Raw genomic sequence first — 15884 nt, forward strand, 5'->3', positions numbered from 1 at the left:
AGCTATTTTTGAGTTTGTCCGGCAAAATGTAAATAGTACCAACAGGTGTTGCCAAATTGTTTATATAACTCCCTGGCGGCTCTGTCTCGATCACCACCACATCTCGAAATTTGTGCGATATATTCGTTTTTCCTTTGAATGGTGGATGGTCGAATCGAAAGTCCTTCAGGAACAAGATCTTTTTTGAAATAAGTCATGCAGAAAAGAAGGGCTTCTTCGTAATTAACCGGGATTTCGCGATATCCCAACTCCTTTAAACGGTAGATATTTGCTGCAAAATTGGTAATGTCCTTGTTCAGAAGAAAAACAGCCATTAAATATTCGAACGCCATTTTATTTTCCGGATGTTCCTTTAGCAATAAAGGCAATCCAAGGTCGTAACTAATAAAATCGTTCTTTGCTAAGAATTTCCTTTTTTCAGCCAGTTCTTTGTTTTCACTAATTCTGGCCGGATCTAAAACGTACGTTCTATACTTCGTTGCCCAATCTTTATAAAATAGAGTTTGGTCCAAAACATTCAGGTATTTTGCTGCAACTTCATATTGCCCATTAATTAAGCTTGTTTGAACCAACCGCTTTAGCGAACGTGGATTTAAGCCTTTTGCCACCATCGATTCGAAAGCCCACCGATAAGCTTCGTTGATGTAATTAAGGTGATAAAAGATCTCCCCTCCAAAAAATGGTGTTACTTCGTCACGAGTCCATTCCAGTCGCAGACCATCGATTCCATGTTGCGGAAAATCGAACATTCGGGTACTAAACTGTCCGGTTTTATATAAAGCCAAATTTGTATAATACAATACCAACCGATTGGTTCCCGGGTATTTTTTAGAAAGGCTAATTACCTTATTCCAGTCTTCTGTCTGTACATGGTGATCCATGCCCAGAAATATTTCAATCTTCGGATCATATGCCTTTGTTTTAACAACCACAATCCCGGCAATAATAACTGCACTTCCGGCCAGTATTGATGCAAGATTCCAAGGAATAATCAACGTTTCCTTTTTCCTGATTTGCTTATATGCTAAAAGGATTAAAATAACTACCGGGAAATAAAGCAATAAAGCCGCAAATAAAGGCATTCGCGAAACACCCCAAAAAGGTAACGGATAGAACCATGTATCCGCAAATGGAATCAGGTAAAAAAACTTCCAGCCTAGATAAGGAAACCCTAAGGAAAGTAGTACAATCGCTAAAATTACACTCCATTTTTTCTTTGAATTAAAATAAAACAACTCAAAGAGCACTATTAATACCGAAGCAAACAATGCAAAACTACCCGAAAGGACATACAGTAAAAGCCATGCAACACCTCCAATACTATACCGGTACAAATTGTTGGTTAGCCTCAAATACAAATATGAAAACGAAAGAGCTAAAATAACTCCAACAATCAACCCAATTTTAAAAAGATGGTTGCTCTGAAAACCTGCAATAAACAAAACCGGAAGTAAGCTAAGTACAAGTGCATCTATTCCCAGCTTTTTTAAAATTAAATGAGTTAGAAAATAGGTAGTAACGGCCAATAACGTAACAATACCTGCAGCAAGGTATTGATTGGCAAAAAACTGACTTAAGAATTCACCCAGGTAAAAAATAAACTCGCCTGGTTTTTCCAGAAAGGGTCGAAAGTAGTCGCCCGAAAACCTGAAAAGTTGGGTTTGCTCCACATAAAACAGGTGAAATTTGTTGAACGAGAAGAAATAGAAATAAAAAGCTAAAAATAAGATGCATAAAAAAATCCACCTTAAGCGATCTGCAATTTTTTCAGTCAAAAAGCGAGGCATTCCTTTAGTTATAAGTTAGTTATGCGTTTGGCAATTGATTTATATTCAATCCGTGTAAATGTAAATGATTCTTTTAATCAATTTACATCCAACAAAAAGATTCTTTTCAAAGTATAAAAAAACGATCTTAAATCGATCATTTTCAATAAAGGAATTATCTGACAACGATCGTCTTCACATTCACAAATTCGCGGATGCCAACCATCGATAACTCACGGCCATAACCGCTTTCCTTTATTCCACCAAACGGTAACCGGGGATCGGATTTTACAAAGTCGTTTACAAACACACAACCTGCTTCAAGACCTTTTTCGGCTAACGATTTACCCTTTTCAATGTCGGAAGTAAATACGCCTGCTCCCAAACCAAAAACGGTGTCATTGGCAATCCAGATGGCTTCTTCATCGGCTTTAAACCTGAACAAAACCGCGACAGGACCAAACAATTCTTCGTGATAAGCAGGCATTCCGGGAACTACATTTTCTAAAACAGTGGGTGGATAAAACGGAGCATTTTCTTCAGGAACATTTCCGCCAAGCAAAACTGTTGCGCCCAACTGACGGCTTTTCTCCACTTGCTGGTGAAGTTCGTCGCGCAAATCAGCACGTGCCAACGGACCAATCGAGATTTGTGCATCAAGCGGATCACCAAATTTAGCCTCGCTCATTAACCGCACAAATTCAGTTCTGAACTGATTGTAGACTGCGTCAGCGATGATAAATCGTTTGGCCCCAATGCAGCTTTGTCCGGCATTGAGCAAACGGCTCGTAACACACAAACGGGCAGCAGTTTCAATGTCAGCATCTTCCAAAATAAGGTACGGGTCGCTCCCACCCAATTCGAGCACCGATTTTTTCAGAGCATAACCAGCTATGGAAGCCACCGATCGTCCGGCAGGAGTGCTTCCGGTAAGCGTCACTGCCTTAATCAGCGGATTTTCAATGACTGCTTTTACTTCTTTTGAGCCAATGATAAGCGCCCGGAAAACATTCTCCGGGAAACCTGCCTCGCTAACCAATTGCTCGATGGCCAAGGCGCAACCGGAAACGTTGGAAGCATGTTTCAAAACTCCGGTATTACCCGCCATCAGCGCCGGGGCCAAAAAACGGAATACCTGCCAGAATGGGAAATTCCATGGCATCACTGCCAGAACTGTTCCAATCGGTTGATATGAAATGTACGATTCGGTTGCTTCAGTTTTGATGAGTTCATTTTTCAGGAACGACTCGGCATTTTCGGCATAATAGCCACAAACTGAAGCGCATTTTTCGATCTCGCCAATGGCTTCGCGTTTCACTTTTCCCATTTCCGAAACGATAATTCCGGCCAATTCTTCTTTCTGCACAAGCAATCTGGCCTGAAGGTTTTTCATGCACATGGCACGCTGCTCAAAGCTTGTCTGTTTCCAAGAATGAAATGCCTGATCAACGTTAACAATGATTTTCTCAACTTCTTCAGGAGCGTACTCGCGATATTCCTGAATGACTTGTCCGGTAAATGGATTGATGGATTGCATGGCATTTTGTTTGAATCAAAAATAGCTATTTATAAGCTGAAGAAAAAATTGTAGCTCTCCCACCCTGCTGACATACTGTTGTCACTCGCCCTTGTTTCCTTTGTTCCATGAAAACAATTAAACATTTTTCAGCACATTTTTTAATCGTAATTTTATTCACTTAAAACACATTTGCCATGGAAAAGAAAACCGTACAAAAAACGACTGTACTTTGCATCAGCATCGACACCACGTTGAAAACAATGATTGCCGACACCGGAAATCTACCTAATGAACTGGTTGAAAAAGCCCTTGAACTTCAGCTCGAAATTTCAGGTCCGCAAATCTGGGTTTACGACGCAACAGATGGAAGTCCCGCCACGCCCTTTGAATTAACCATTGCCCTTCCGGTAAATAATCCGAAAGGAGATCCAGGTAAATTTAGGTTTGCCGAATTTCCTGAATTTAACTGTATCAGCGAAATCCACAACGGACCCTGGGACAAACTGGGAGAAACCTACCAGAAACTGATGCCTTCTGTTTTGCAGCCAGGCCAATCCTGTAGGGTTATTTGCCGTGAAGTTTATCACATCTGCGATTTTGAAAATCAGGAAAACTGTGTAACCGAAATTCAAGTTGAAGTTCAATGATTCAGGAAGTAAAAAACGATCCGCAGTTAATTGCATACTGCGGATTATATTGCGGTGCATGCCGCAAATATATTTCAGGGAAATGCCCAAGTTGTAAACAAATTCAGGGGAAACACTGGTGCAAAATCCGTACCTGCAACATTAATCAACAGTTTAGCTCGTGTGCCGATTGTGCGCTCGAAACGCCTAATGCCTGCAAGAAATTCAATAACCCAATTTCGAAGGTATTCGCATTTATTTTTGGTTCGAACCGCGAAAAGTGCATCCTGACCATCCGTGAAAACGGTGCAGTCTGGTATGCAACGCATATGGCAGAAACCGGGCAGCAGTCGCTGAAAGGAAAGTAGAAGGTGTAGTGAATATTGTTGCGAGTTACGAGATGCAAGTTACGGGTTAAGTCAACTCGAAACTCGGATCTCGCAACACGTAACGTTTTTCTGCTAACTGAGACTGATCACCGTAAACTTTTCCTTTAATTTGGCAACATGAACCACATTGAACGACTGAATGCCATTTTGATCCACCTCCAAAGCAAACGAATTGTAAAAGCTTCGGAAATTGCCGAACGCTTCGAGATCAGCTTGCGCACGGTTTATCGCGACATCCGGGCTTTAGAAGAATCTGGCGTTCCGATTGGCGCAGAAGCTGGTGTGGGTTATTTCCTGATGGAGAATTATAAACTTCCCCCAGTGATGTTTACTAAAGAAGAGGCTTCGGCATTGTTGTTTGGCGAAAAACTGGTCGAAAAAATGTCGGATGATGGAATGAAGACTGAGTTTTGCTCTGCCTTGTTCAAGATAAAAGCCATCCTGAATCCGGAAGAAAAAGACCGGCTCGAAAAATTGTACAGCCAAATATCGGTACTCGATTATACCTCATCGAATGTGAATTTTAACCGCCTTTTTCTGGGTGAAATTCAGCAGGCAATGGTCTCGAAACAGGTTCTGGAAATTGATTATCAGGCCGGATATGGAGCTCCCGCGACCAAACGGGTGATTGAACCAATCGGACTTTGTAATTACAGTCGTCGGTGGCATTTATTTGCCTGGTGCCGTTTGCGCAGCGAATACCGCGATTTCAGGCTCGACCGAATTCAGGATTTGAGGATAAGCCAGGAAAATTTCAAAGGGAAGCAGCACATTTCGATGGACGAATTTATCAGGCAACTCAATGTGATTAGCGATAAAGCCAATATTTCGCTTATCCTGAAAACTGACCGGATAAAACTGATTAACGAATCGAAATATTGGTATGGATTTACAGAAGAAGAAAAGATTGACGATCAAACCAGTCGCCTTCGCTTTTCAAATAACGAACTTCGTGGTTTTGCCACGTGGATAATCTCCTCAGGTTCGTATGCCAAAGTTGAAGAACCTGAAGAACTTAAACAAATTGTGGATCAATACATTTCAGGAATAATAGAGAATTACCAATAAAAAAGGGGAACAACAGATAAACTGCGGTTCCCCTTGAAAAAAAGACTCAAAAAGACTATGTTATATGATTTCTGGCATCAAATAAGGTGCACGATAATCGCGTGATAGCATGGCGTTGGCATCTTCAATATCGTTGCCAATAAAACGTTCGGCTACCGGATCAAACTCCAGTTGTTTACCCAAACGATAAGAAATATTTCCGAGGTGGGCCAATGAAGAAGACAGAGCTCCGGTTTGAACCGGACCATTCTGAATACTCATATCGCGGGCACGAATGGCATCGAACCAGTTCTGGAAATGTAAATCCAGTTCGCCTTTTTCGGAGCGGCTCGGACCTTTTTCGCGTTTTTCGCCCAGATAAGTTTCGTACGTATCGTAACCTTTCACTACCAAATAACCTTTGTCTCCGTAGAAAATGTTGCCAACTCCAGCACCATCTTCAAGGTTAGTACACCAGTTTCGAACTTCAAATTGAATGATTTTCTTTTCTTTCGGATAATGGTAAATGGAAGTTTGTATTTCAGGAACTTCTTTGCAGTCGTCCCAAAGGAACTTGCCACCCATCGAAGTTATACGCTCAGGTAACGAGTTTACACCCAATCCCCACATGCAAAGGTCGGTTTCGTGGATTCCCTGGTTGCCCACATCGCCGTTGCCATAATTCCAATGCCAGTGCCAGTTGTAGTGAACCAGGTTTTTGGTAAACGGGCGCATTGGAGCTGGTCCGCACCACAAATCGTAATCGACCCCTGCCGGAATTTGGGAAATACCTTTGTTACCAATGTCGGGACGCCAGCGATATACCAACCCGCGCGACATGTAAACGCGACCAATCAGCCCTTCTTCAAGATGTTTAACTGCTTCGCGAATCGCAACCGAGCTTCTGAGTTGAACTCCGTGTTGTACAATGCGATTGTATTTGTAAGCAGCTTCAATGATTTTTCTTCCTTCTGAAATATTGTGTGTTGCCGGTTTCTCAACGTAAACATCTTTTCCGGCCTGACATGCCCAAACTGTTTGAAGTGCATGCCAGTGATTTGGTGTTGCCAATGTTATCGCATCAATTGTTTTATCGTCAAAAACCTTACGGAAATCTTGTTCGATGGCAATTTTTCGCCCGTATTTCTTTTCGAATTCAGCAGCACGCTCCTGAAGAATATTCAGATCCGGATCGCTCAAGCAAACCAATTCAACATTGGCTTTTTCGGCTAATCCCATAATGACTTCGATATGTGTTTTACCTCTGCCGTTAATTCCCAGCACTGCAACACGAAGTCGGTCGTTGGCGCCTTTTGCTCCGGCAGGAATAATTACTGGTTTTTTAACCGATTCACTTGCAAATGCAGCAGGAGTTACCGCAGCCAGAACAGCACCGGTTGCAGCAGTTCTCAAAAAATTCCTTCTTGAGTTTTTTTCTTCTTTTTCCATTGGTAATAGCGTTTATGTTGGTTATTTAAAATTCTTAGAAAGGTTATTCAATGTAGCATCAGTCAGGTCACCACCAATTACAATTTTGTGTTTAAAGGTGATGGTCTCTCCCGGTTTCAGTACAATTTTTACTTCGGCTGCATTTTTATCGAAAATACGACCACCCAGATTATTGGTTGCAAACAAGCCGTAACCACGGGCATGCGACCAAGCCGGATAGTTGGGATTGGCTTTATTGTCAAGAATAGCCACCGTCATGACTTCGCCGTCTTTAACTCCACGAAGGGCTACCCAAGGACTCCGCTTGCTCCAAACATCACCACCTTTAACTCCTTCGGCATTACGGTACACTCCATTGACTCCGTTATTATTCATAACCGGAACTTCAGTTTCAATACCATTGGCATCGAGAAATTTTTCGGGTTTTGTTGATGGCTCTTCAAACGTGCGGTCAAGACGCAAACCAATAAGTCCTTCCTTGTTTTCGTTAAAAGTAACAGTTTGTTTAGCTGTTAATTTGGTTATCCGTTCGATGGTACGGGTACTTCCGTCGCCCTCAAAAATATAAGTTGCTTCCTCATTTAAAAGTACATTGCCTTTCACATCAACCCAATCAGCATTGGTAACCAGCGTTCCCTTTGCCGGGTTTTCGCTAAGAATTTTCCTGAATTTAATGGTTCCGTATTTCGGCTTATCTTCGGCTTTAATGGCATACGAATTGTTCCAGAAATCGAGTCCGTTTACATCGCCAAAATTAAACCAGAGACCAACATGGTGAGGATGGTCGGTCCGTTCAAATGGCCTTGGATTTAATGGGAAACCTCGGGTAATAAATTTTCCGGAGGCACTCATAATTGGGTAAAGCGATTGCTTCTCCATGTTATCCGGATAAATGTAGGCTGTGAAAAGTTTCCCACTTAGGTAAACTTCCACTTTTTTACCACTCTCGTCGTTCTTAAATTCAACTTTCTCCTTTTTCGCCGCCTGGGTAATTGTAACAGCCAATAACAGTACAATGGCTGTAATGCAAAATGTCTTCATTCGTTTATAAGTATTAGTTAAAATCTATTTTGACTCAATGTAAGGACGGATTTATAAAATTAGAAAAAATTTAAACTTTATTGCGTAATATTGGCGTAAAGAAAAGAATTAACGGTACTCATTCAGAACGATTTAATGACCGATCACCGGAAGATATCACAAACACTGGAGAAGTTACTGAGTAGCAAAACATTCTCGAAGCCGGGGGTGTACCGCGACTTGTTAAATTACCTCGTGAATTGCTCTCTTAAAGGAGAAACACCAAAAGAACAGCAAATTGCTTTGGATGTTTTCGGGAAGAAAGCAGATCAGGAAAAGGAATTAAATGTAAGGGTTTACATTCTGAATCTCCGAAATAAACTTAAGGAGTATTATCAAAATGAAGGAAAGGATGATACGGTTATTCTTCAAATCCCCAAAGGAAAATACCTGGTTGAATTCAAATTCCAGACCTATAAATCGTTTAAACGGTCACTCGAAAAATATAGCCTGGGACTTTTTATTTCAGGATTTGTATTGATCATTATCGCATTTATTTTGATCCTGAATACGGATAAATTTCGTCAGCCAAAACAAGCAATCTGGAAGGGATTTCTGAAACCAAATTACCCGATCCTGATTGTTTTAGGCGATCATTATTTTTTCACCGATTCGATAGCTACTGGCCGGCTTGGAGCTTCGCGGGATACCCGAATAAATTCGAACGAAGATCTGGATGACTACCTGAAGATTCATCCGGAACAAATCGATAAGATCAGGAAAAGCAATACAACTTACATCAACAGGCAAGCTCCATTAGGTTTGTTTACAATCATGAAAATGTTCGGGGGTGGTGTAGCCAATGTTGAAATGAAATATTCGTCGCAATTGCGGTGGGAAGACACCCGAAATAAGCATCTGATTTTTATAGGCTCCATTAAAACATTACAATTCCTGAAACCAACACTTGAGCGGGTTGGTCTGAAATATGATTTGCAACATTCTTCATTTACCTACCAGACAGCAGACAGTACCTTGTTTTTTGATAATCGTTCGGAGAATTACCTCGATCACGAATATGCAAGTTTGATTCATTTCTGTGCTAAAGATGGCCGAAAGGTTCTGTTCCTGCTTTCGGATGCCGATGTTGGAAACATTGCCGCCATGAAGTACTTAACTGATAAGAAGAATTCAGATTTTCAGGAAAAGGAAAACGAGCAGAATTACAAAGCCGTTTTCGAGGTAAAAGGTCAAGATCTGACCGATTTTAAAGTTGATTTGATCCGAATTGATCCGATCAAAGAGAACATTTCGGAAATATGGCCCTGAAAAAAAGTTATCAGTCTCAGTAATTCAGTAAGCAAAAAAAAATCCTTCAAGGCATTTGAAAACCTTGAAGGATTTTGTATAAATCTAGTATCAGCTATCTGTCTTAACCCGGAATTTCCATCAAAAGAACCTTCGATTCTCTCGTTATTTTCATGTCTATTGCTGATGCAATTTGCTCGATGCACAATCCATCGCGCTGATTCAGGGTTTCTGAACCGATTTTAAGTTCTCCTGAAATCAGGAACACATAAACCAGACTATCTGCCTTTTTCAGCTGATAACTGATTTTTGCATCTGCTTCAAAGTTCCCAAGCGAAAACCAGGCCTGCTGGTGAATCCAAAGCATATTGTCAGCACCATCGGGCGATACAACAGTTCGCCATTTACCATTCATTTCTTCATCCGAAAATTTGGCCTGACCGTATCTGGGTTCCACATTTTTCTTATTCGGAAAGACCCAGATTTGAAGTAAGCTTACTTCATTTTTATTGGAATGGTTAAACTCGGAATGTTGAATACCTGTTCCGGCCGACATTACCTGTACTTCGCCCGGCCGGATAACCGATCCGTTTCCCATACTGTCCTTGTGTTCGAGTTCACCATCCAGCACAATGGTAATGATTTCCATATTATCGTGCGGATGAGTGCCAAAACCCATTCCGGCCTGAACAGTGTCATCATTAAGCACACGCAAAGCACCAAAATGCATCCGATCAGGATTGTAATAACTGGCAAAACTAAACGAATGCCAGGTATTCAACCAACCGTGATCTGCATGTCCTCTGCATCCTGCCCTATGAACCGTAAGTTTCATGATAAAAAGTTTGAAGTTTGAAGTGCGAAGTGCCTAGAGTTCTTATAGGAACAACTTTAGGCACTCCGAACTCTAAGTACTTTAGGCACTTATTTACTCGGCAACAACCAGGCTGAAGTTGAGGGTAAACTCGTCGTAAATTACTTTGTCGCCTAAGTTATCGAAGAAGGATTTAGAACCGTATTTAAGACCATATTTACTCCGGTCGATGGTAATCGTTCCTTTGTAAACTGTACTTTTCCCATCTTTTGTAGCAGTAGCAGTAAATGTATTGGGAAGAGTAACTCCTTTAATCGTCAAATTTCCGGAGAAATTATCGCCATCAACTTTGGTTATAACAAGATCGGCAGTTGGATAAGTTGCAACACCAAAGAAATCGTCTGATTTCAAATGACCAATTAACTTGGCATTCCATGCTGGATCAGTCAAATCGGTATCTGTAATTGAATTCATGTCAATTACAACTTTTCCACCTGTAACTTTACCATTCGTAACGTCCAGAGCACCCTCTTTAATGCTAATTGTTCCGGAATGTTCCCCAGTAACTTTTTTACCCAGCCATTTTACCGAACTTTTTGCAACATCTACTTTTTGTGTTCCGGCAAATACGGCTGTTGTAAGTGTAAGAGCCAACACCAATAATCCAAATAATTTAATCGTTTTCATAATTCTTAATTTTAATTGATAATTGATTTTTTCTGTTTCAAGCAACTCCCCTCCATAGTGGTTTACTTTATAACTGATTAATTTTTAATTGTTTTTATACAGTTACAAATGTATGGTGAAGAAACAATGTGAAAAATGGACTAAAAAAGGATTTAATGGTATTTTTTTCTGCTAACATCACGAAACTCCTTCAAAGTAGTACCGGTGTACTTCTTAAAGAAACGGCTAAAATAGGCCGGGTCATCAAAACCCAGTTCATAGGCAATCTCTTTTCCTGACATGCTACTAGAATAAAGCAATTTCTTGGTTTCGTCAATTACCCTGTTGCGGATGAGTTCTCCGGCGGTAATTCCAGTCGTTCGTTTGGTCAATTCATTCAGGCACGAAGGATTCATATTCAGCATTTCTGCGTACAACGAAACATTCTTCTCTTTCGCAAAATTTTCTTCGATCAACTGTTTAAACTTGATAATAGTGGTATCCGGAGTTGTTTCTGATTCCTCTTTGGGTACCTGATTCTGCTGGTCGAAAATTCGGCGTGATTCGAGCAGGAACAGATGCAGCAAATTCAAAACAATATCCTGACTGTAATCGTCAGAGTTTTTAAGCTCCTCAAAAATCAGCCCTGTAATATTATTTAGCTTTTCACGCTTCTCCGGAACGACAGTTATCAGGCTTTTAAAGTCCGAATTATTGAACAAGCGGTATTCCTTTAACGGAACATGGTTTGTGCGGTTATACTGGATAAACTCTTCATTAAATAGAATATATGTTCCTCCAACCGACTTGTCAATGTACATCCGGTGCTTTAAGCCCGGTGGAACAAATAAAATAGTATCAGCTTTGAGGCTGTATTCAACAAATTCGGTAGCGTGTATGGCCTCTCCTGATTCGATCCAGAAAATTGAATAAAAATCGTGTAAATGAGGTATAAGGTTATGCTCTATTTCCTCATCATTGAAATCACAGATCTTCCTGATAGTAAAGATCTTTTCACTTTCTTCATCAAATAGGCGGACGTTCTTCTTCATTTTATTATTTCACAACACGAATTTCAAGCGATAGATCCATGGCTAGCCGATAGGCAGCTGAGACGCCACAATATTTCTCTTCTGAAAGTTTAACCGCCTTTTCGAGCTTATCCATTGGCAAATCCTTACCCTTAAACTGATAAATTACTTTCATTTTGTTGTACCTAATCGGATGTTCTTCTGTTAAATCGCCTTCAACAATTACATTGAATTCTTCAGGAACGACCTGCATTTTTTTCAGGATCATAATCACATCAATGCCCGTGCAACCAGCTAGAGCGGTTAGCATTAATTTCTTTGGACGTGGGCCTAAATCGTCGCCCCCACCCTCTTTCGATGCGTCAATTACAACACGATGACCATCCATATCACACTCGAATGCTAAATTTTGTTTCCAGGCTAAATCAAGTACATGCTTCATTTGTATAAATTTTCATTTAAGGGTTCTACAATCTTGTTTTTTATGATATCCACAACGAAAGGAATTAAGCAAATAAATGTTAATATTTTTTCGGTTTGCCCGACCCTCGGGTCGCATGTCTATATCATTCGAATACTTCTATATTGTGATTTGAATAATTAAGCTAATTTTACGTTTAAATTCTATGATTTAAGTTTTACATTTGATTTTGTTAAAAAAAACTTCAATGTATATTAAATTCTGATTGTTCTTTAATCATTTAACAAACAAAGCAACTCAATGAGAAGTTCAATTAAAAGGCCGACAGATGACGAATGCGATCTAAATGGATTTCAATTGTTCAAAAAATTGACCGAACAGGAAATGGCTCAATTGAATTATGACAAGACCTGTTCGTTGTATAAAAAAGGAAGCATTATCTACAGAGAAGGCAGTCGGTTAACGGGTTTTTACTGTGTTACGCGAGGTATTTTGAAAATATTCAAAACCGGTATCGACGGCAAAGAACAGATTATCCGCTTCGCTAAAAAAGGCGATATTGTAGCGTATCGTTCGCTTCTAAGTCAGGAACTAGCCTGCACCACTGCCAAAGTAATTGAAGAAACCGTGCTGAGCCATATTCCGTACCAAACACTTTTATACCTGATACAGAACAACTGGCAGTTCTCGCACCACATGCTGCAAATTGTGTGTAAAGAATTACGCGAAGCTAACGACTATATTACAGATATAGCCCAAAAAACAGTGCGCGAACGACTTGCAGAAGTTCTATTGCTCCTGAAAGATGAATTTGAGCTCGACAATGCCAAAACTCTACAGATTTCGCTCACTCGCGAAGAACTGGCCAACATGGTTGGAACCGCTACCGAAAGTGTAATCAGGCTGCTATCCGAATTCAAACAAGACGGACTGATTGATTTACAGGGGAGAAAGATAAAATTTATTAATGTTCCGGGATTGACCAAAGTTGCCAATCTGCTTTAGCAAAGGTTTCTATAATTCAAAAGAGGTCGTTTCAGTGAATGAAGCTACCTCTTTTTTAGCTACCACTTCCATAAACACATCCGATCGGTCAACGGATAGAAACAAACGCTATTTTCACGAATATTTTGTTTAATTAACTCCTTTTCTTATTAACTTGGTAGCGTTAAGTTGTTTGCCTGTTAAAAAAATTTAAACTATAGAACAAATTTTTAAAACTTAATTTCATGAAGACTAATAAACCATATCTGAGCTTAAGTAAAAAAAACGAAAAGTATGAACTATCGGTGATTGTTAACGCCGTAAAAGATCAGACAATCGCGAGTATCCGTCAGGAAGAAGTAAAAAGTGGTAATGACAAATATTGGGGAGTTATCTTCACGCTTTCGGATGCAACCCAACTAGTCAATGGTCCTGAAAATCCAATTTTCTCGACTAATGTTGAAATTGCCATAGATAAATCGGTAAACTACAAGAAAATTCTGTGCATCACTGAAATATCAGTTTCAGGTGGCAAATATGGCCCAGCTGCAGGAGACAGTTCGTCCATAGATTTCAGCGATACAAATCCATAACCAATATTTTGGACAATGGTTAAATGGTGCTTTTAATCAAAGGAATTTATTGGGAATCACCTTTTAATAATTTATAATTTAAACCATCCTTTTTTATAACTTTCCGTCGAATTAACTTCTATTGACTTCAAATTAAAAGCCAATATGCAAAAGCTCTTTTTTGCATTTATATTCCTTTTTTGCGGACTTATCAGTAAGGACAGTCTTTCGCAAGTAACTACTAAGGTTGATACACTTATTATCCAACACATCCTTGGTAATTTGCAACAGTTGTTAAACAGCAATCTGGACAGCACGCTTATTGTAAGCAAAGAAACAGAGCAAAAGGCTGCTCAAGTTAATTACAGAAATGGTATTTGGGAAGCACAAATGTATCGTGGAAAGGCTTTATTTAGGCTGGGGTTCCCCGACTCTTCCAAGTTACTATTAAACAATATTTTAAAAGAAACGCAAGAACAAAAGTGTCGCCTGGAAGAAATAAAAGCGCATTTAGCTCTTGCTGATGTATCGCAGGAGGATTACAATTTTACTTCAGCAGTTGAGAATTTACTTCAGGCAGAAAAATTACTAAAAGATAGTGATCCCTTTGATTTAAAATTTGAAGTTCTAAATCAGCAGGCAACTACTCACCGTAAAATGAAAGATTACACCAGTTCGTTAAAATACTTCAACATTCTAGAGAACAGATATTTTAGCCAAATGAACACCGTACAACGGTATACGCTTTTTCAAAACACAGGAAATGTTTATGCCGATATGAAAGAATACGATAAAACCGAAATATTATTTAAGAAAGCTTACAAATTAGTAAGCGATACTAATTCTCCGGACAACAAGGCTCAAATTACATATAATTTAGGAGCTCTTTTTTTTAGGCAAAAACGATATAAAGAAGCTGAGGATTATATTACAAAATCGTTGGAGACTAACTTAAAAATTGGTAACCAGATAAAAATAGAGCGCTGTTACAGGGTTTTGGGCTCCATCTGTTTTGAGCGGAGAGATTACCCCAAGGCTAAAGAATACGGAAACTTAGCCTTGGAAATTGCCCGAAAAATAAAGAATTCGCAAGCTATTATGGGCAATTATAACAACCTTTATTTAGCCCATTGGAATTCGGGTTATTACAACAAAAATATCACTGATCTGGATAAAGCATTGAGCTATTATCAGAAATACAACGTATTAAAGGACAGTCTCTATAAGATTGAAACAACAGCAAAAGTTCTGGAGCTTGAAAAAAAATACGAAACCGAAAAAAAGAACACCCAGATTGCTTTACTGCAGAAGGAAAACCAACATCAGGAAGATCAGATTCTGGTTCAAAAGACACAGCGCAATCAATTGATAATAGGTATTTTGCTGGTCATTGGTATTCTTGGCATATTCGTTTATTTCTTTTACTACTATAAAAAAGTAAACAAACTGTTACGCCTTCAACGCAAAAGAATTCTAAAGCAAAAAAGTCAAATCTCGGAACAGCATAACAAACTTCAAAAATCATTGAACACCCAGAATAAGTTATTCAGTATTATTGCTCACGATCTTCGAAGTCCACTGGCTTCCATTTCAAATATTTCAAGTTTGATTGGTTTCTATATTGAAGACAAAAATTATGCTGCCCTTGAATCAACCCAAAGAATGATGGATCAGAAGACCGATCAGATACTTGATTTGACCGACAACCTGCTAAATTGGGCCAGAAGCCAGACCGAAAGGTTGCAACCCTTGTTTATACCATTGAATATCAATGACATCTTTAAGGATTGTCTCCAACTTTATCAACCGATTGCATCTGATAAAGGCATCACAATTGATTGTTTAAAGCAAGAAGACCTTCAGATTTGGGCCGACCAGAATATGATAAAGACAATATGCCGGAATTTGATTAACAATGCCATTAAGTTTACACAAAAAGACGGACATATTAAAGTTTGGTGCGAATCCAGAGACACATCTGTCCTAATCTCAATCAAAGATTCAGGAATCGGAATTGAAAAAGACAGGATTGAATCCCTGTTTGAAATCGGCCATAAAAAAACAACCTGGGGCACAGCAGGTGAAAAGAGTACCGGATTAGGACTTTCGGTCTGCAAAGAATTCGTCGAAGCAATGAATGGAAAGATTTGGGTGGAAAGCGAAACAGGCATAGGAAGTCAATTCACTCTTGAACTTAAATTGTATAATCCTGAAATTCATTCGTCGATGCAAACAAAAAGAACGATCATGTCTGCTCCTATTTTAAACTGAT

The 15884-nt window shown here is 39.5% G+C and carries 15 protein-coding genes; 7 read left to right on the forward strand and 8 right to left on the reverse strand.

Annotation, left to right across the window (positions count from 1 at the left end):
- Positions 1-2 precede the first annotated feature (2 nt).
- Positions 3-1787 (reverse strand): DUF6057 family protein, encoded by a 1785-nt coding sequence (locus tag AQPE_RS10685; protein ID WP_318351045.1) that lies wholly within the window; start codon positions 1785-1787, stop codon positions 3-5.
- A 154-nt stretch (positions 1788-1941) separates the two neighbouring features.
- Complete coding sequence (locus AQPE_RS10690) at positions 1942-3303, reverse strand: NAD-dependent succinate-semialdehyde dehydrogenase (RefSeq protein ID WP_318351046.1); 1362 nt, start codon at positions 3301-3303, stop codon at positions 1942-1944.
- Positions 3304-3479: 176 nt separating this feature from the next.
- Here AQPE_RS10690 and AQPE_RS10695 point away from each other — a divergent pair, with 176 nt between their 5' ends.
- The 3 genes from AQPE_RS10695 (at position 3480) to AQPE_RS10705 (ending at position 5368) form a co-directional block, all read left to right on the forward strand.
- Positions 3480-3932 (forward strand): GyrI-like domain-containing protein, encoded by a 453-nt coding sequence (locus AQPE_RS10695; RefSeq protein WP_318351047.1) that lies wholly within the window; start codon positions 3480-3482, stop codon positions 3930-3932.
- Positions 3929-4279 carry a DUF3795 domain-containing protein gene (locus tag AQPE_RS10700; RefSeq protein WP_318351048.1) on the forward strand — a complete coding sequence of 117 codons (351 nt, stop codon included), beginning with the start codon at positions 3929-3931 and terminating at the stop codon, positions 4277-4279. The genes AQPE_RS10695 and AQPE_RS10700 overlap by 4 nt, the downstream gene beginning before the upstream one ends.
- A gap of 138 nt (positions 4280-4417) precedes the next feature.
- On the forward strand, positions 4418-5368 hold the full coding sequence (locus tag AQPE_RS10705; RefSeq protein WP_318351049.1) for a helix-turn-helix transcriptional regulator: 951 nt from the start codon (positions 4418-4420) through the stop codon (positions 5366-5368).
- 60 nt (positions 5369-5428) lie between these two features.
- Here AQPE_RS10705 and AQPE_RS10710 read toward each other — a convergent pair whose 3' ends face one another.
- Both AQPE_RS10710 and AQPE_RS10715 read right to left on the reverse strand, forming a co-directional pair.
- Positions 5429-6796 (reverse strand): Gfo/Idh/MocA family protein, encoded by a 1368-nt coding sequence (locus AQPE_RS10710; RefSeq protein ID WP_318351050.1) that lies wholly within the window; start codon positions 6794-6796, stop codon positions 5429-5431.
- A 21-nt stretch (positions 6797-6817) separates the two neighbouring features.
- Positions 6818-7837 carry a DUF6807 domain-containing protein gene (locus tag AQPE_RS10715; protein WP_318351051.1) on the reverse strand — a complete coding sequence of 340 codons (1020 nt, stop codon included), beginning with the start codon at positions 7835-7837 and terminating at the stop codon, positions 6818-6820.
- A gap of 135 nt (positions 7838-7972) precedes the next feature.
- On the opposite strand from AQPE_RS10715, the gene AQPE_RS10720 reads away from it, so the two are divergent.
- Positions 7973-9145, forward strand: coding sequence for a hypothetical protein (locus AQPE_RS10720; RefSeq protein ID WP_318351052.1), 1173 nt, complete (start codon positions 7973-7975; stop codon positions 9143-9145).
- A 103-nt stretch (positions 9146-9248) separates the two neighbouring features.
- On the opposite strand, the gene AQPE_RS10725 is transcribed toward AQPE_RS10720, so the two are convergent.
- From AQPE_RS10725 to AQPE_RS10740, 4 genes are all read right to left on the reverse strand, one after another.
- Positions 9249-9959, reverse strand: coding sequence for a pirin family protein (locus tag AQPE_RS10725; RefSeq protein ID WP_318351053.1), 711 nt, complete (start codon positions 9957-9959; stop codon positions 9249-9251).
- A gap of 93 nt (positions 9960-10052) precedes the next feature.
- On the reverse strand, positions 10053-10625 hold the full coding sequence (locus AQPE_RS10730) for a YceI family protein (RefSeq protein ID WP_318351054.1): 573 nt from the start codon (positions 10623-10625) through the stop codon (positions 10053-10055).
- Between the two features lie 152 nt (positions 10626-10777).
- A complete protein-coding gene (locus tag AQPE_RS10735) occupies positions 10778-11656 on the reverse strand; it encodes a helix-turn-helix domain-containing protein (RefSeq protein WP_318351055.1) in 879 nt (292 codons plus the stop codon).
- A gap of 4 nt (positions 11657-11660) precedes the next feature.
- Entirely contained in the window at positions 11661-12077 is a 417-nt protein-coding gene (locus AQPE_RS10740) for an OsmC family protein (protein WP_318351056.1), read from the reverse strand.
- A gap of 279 nt (positions 12078-12356) precedes the next feature.
- On the opposite strand from AQPE_RS10740, the gene AQPE_RS10745 reads away from it, so the two are divergent.
- From AQPE_RS10745 to AQPE_RS10755, 3 genes are all read left to right on the forward strand, one after another.
- Positions 12357-13061: a Crp/Fnr family transcriptional regulator gene (locus AQPE_RS10745; protein ID WP_318351057.1), complete on the forward strand. Its 705-nt coding sequence runs from the start codon at positions 12357-12359 to the stop codon at positions 13059-13061.
- 224 nt (positions 13062-13285) lie between these two features.
- A complete protein-coding gene (locus AQPE_RS10750) occupies positions 13286-13633 on the forward strand; it encodes a hypothetical protein (RefSeq protein WP_318351058.1) in 348 nt (115 codons plus the stop codon).
- A 144-nt stretch (positions 13634-13777) separates the two neighbouring features.
- Positions 13778-15883, forward strand: coding sequence for a tetratricopeptide repeat-containing sensor histidine kinase (locus AQPE_RS10755; protein WP_318351059.1), 2106 nt, complete (start codon positions 13778-13780; stop codon positions 15881-15883).
- The last annotated feature ends 1 nt before the right edge of the window (position 15884 follow it).

The organism is Aquipluma nitroreducens (assembly GCF_009689585.1).
Classification (GTDB): domain Bacteria; phylum Bacteroidota; class Bacteroidia; order Bacteroidales; family Prolixibacteraceae; genus Aquipluma; species Aquipluma nitroreducens.

Excerpts from the sequence above, each read along its gene's own strand:
- AQPE_RS10685 (WP_318351045.1), bottom strand. The coding sequence starts at position 1,787 with ATGCCTCGCTTTTTGACTGAAAAAATTGCAGATCGCTTAAGGTGGATT.
- AQPE_RS10690 (WP_318351046.1), bottom strand. The coding sequence starts at position 3,303 with ATGCAATCCATCAATCCATTTACCGGACAAGTCATTCAGGAATATCGC.
- AQPE_RS10695 (WP_318351047.1), top strand. The coding sequence starts at position 3,480 with ATGGAAAAGAAAACCGTACAAAAAACGACTGTACTTTGCATCAGCATC.
- AQPE_RS10700 (WP_318351048.1), top strand. The coding sequence starts at position 3,929 with ATGATTCAGGAAGTAAAAAACGATCCGCAGTTAATTGCATACTGCGGA.
- AQPE_RS10705 (WP_318351049.1), top strand. The coding sequence starts at position 4,418 with ATGAACCACATTGAACGACTGAATGCCATTTTGATCCACCTCCAAAGC.
- AQPE_RS10710 (WP_318351050.1), bottom strand. The coding sequence starts at position 6,796 with ATGGAAAAAGAAGAAAAAAACTCAAGAAGGAATTTTTTGAGAACTGCT.
- AQPE_RS10715 (WP_318351051.1), bottom strand. The coding sequence starts at position 7,837 with ATGAAGACATTTTGCATTACAGCCATTGTACTGTTATTGGCTGTTACA.
- AQPE_RS10720 (WP_318351052.1), top strand. The coding sequence starts at position 7,973 with ATGACCGATCACCGGAAGATATCACAAACACTGGAGAAGTTACTGAGT.
- AQPE_RS10725 (WP_318351053.1), bottom strand. The coding sequence starts at position 9,959 with ATGAAACTTACGGTTCATAGGGCAGGATGCAGAGGACATGCAGATCAC.
- AQPE_RS10730 (WP_318351054.1), bottom strand. The coding sequence starts at position 10,625 with ATGAAAACGATTAAATTATTTGGATTATTGGTGTTGGCTCTTACACTT.
- AQPE_RS10735 (WP_318351055.1), bottom strand. The coding sequence starts at position 11,656 with ATGAAGAAGAACGTCCGCCTATTTGATGAAGAAAGTGAAAAGATCTTT.
- AQPE_RS10740 (WP_318351056.1), bottom strand. The coding sequence starts at position 12,077 with ATGAAGCATGTACTTGATTTAGCCTGGAAACAAAATTTAGCATTCGAG.
- AQPE_RS10745 (WP_318351057.1), top strand. The coding sequence starts at position 12,357 with ATGAGAAGTTCAATTAAAAGGCCGACAGATGACGAATGCGATCTAAAT.
- AQPE_RS10750 (WP_318351058.1), top strand. The coding sequence starts at position 13,286 with ATGAAGACTAATAAACCATATCTGAGCTTAAGTAAAAAAAACGAAAAG.
- AQPE_RS10755 (WP_318351059.1), top strand. The coding sequence starts at position 13,778 with ATGCAAAAGCTCTTTTTTGCATTTATATTCCTTTTTTGCGGACTTATC.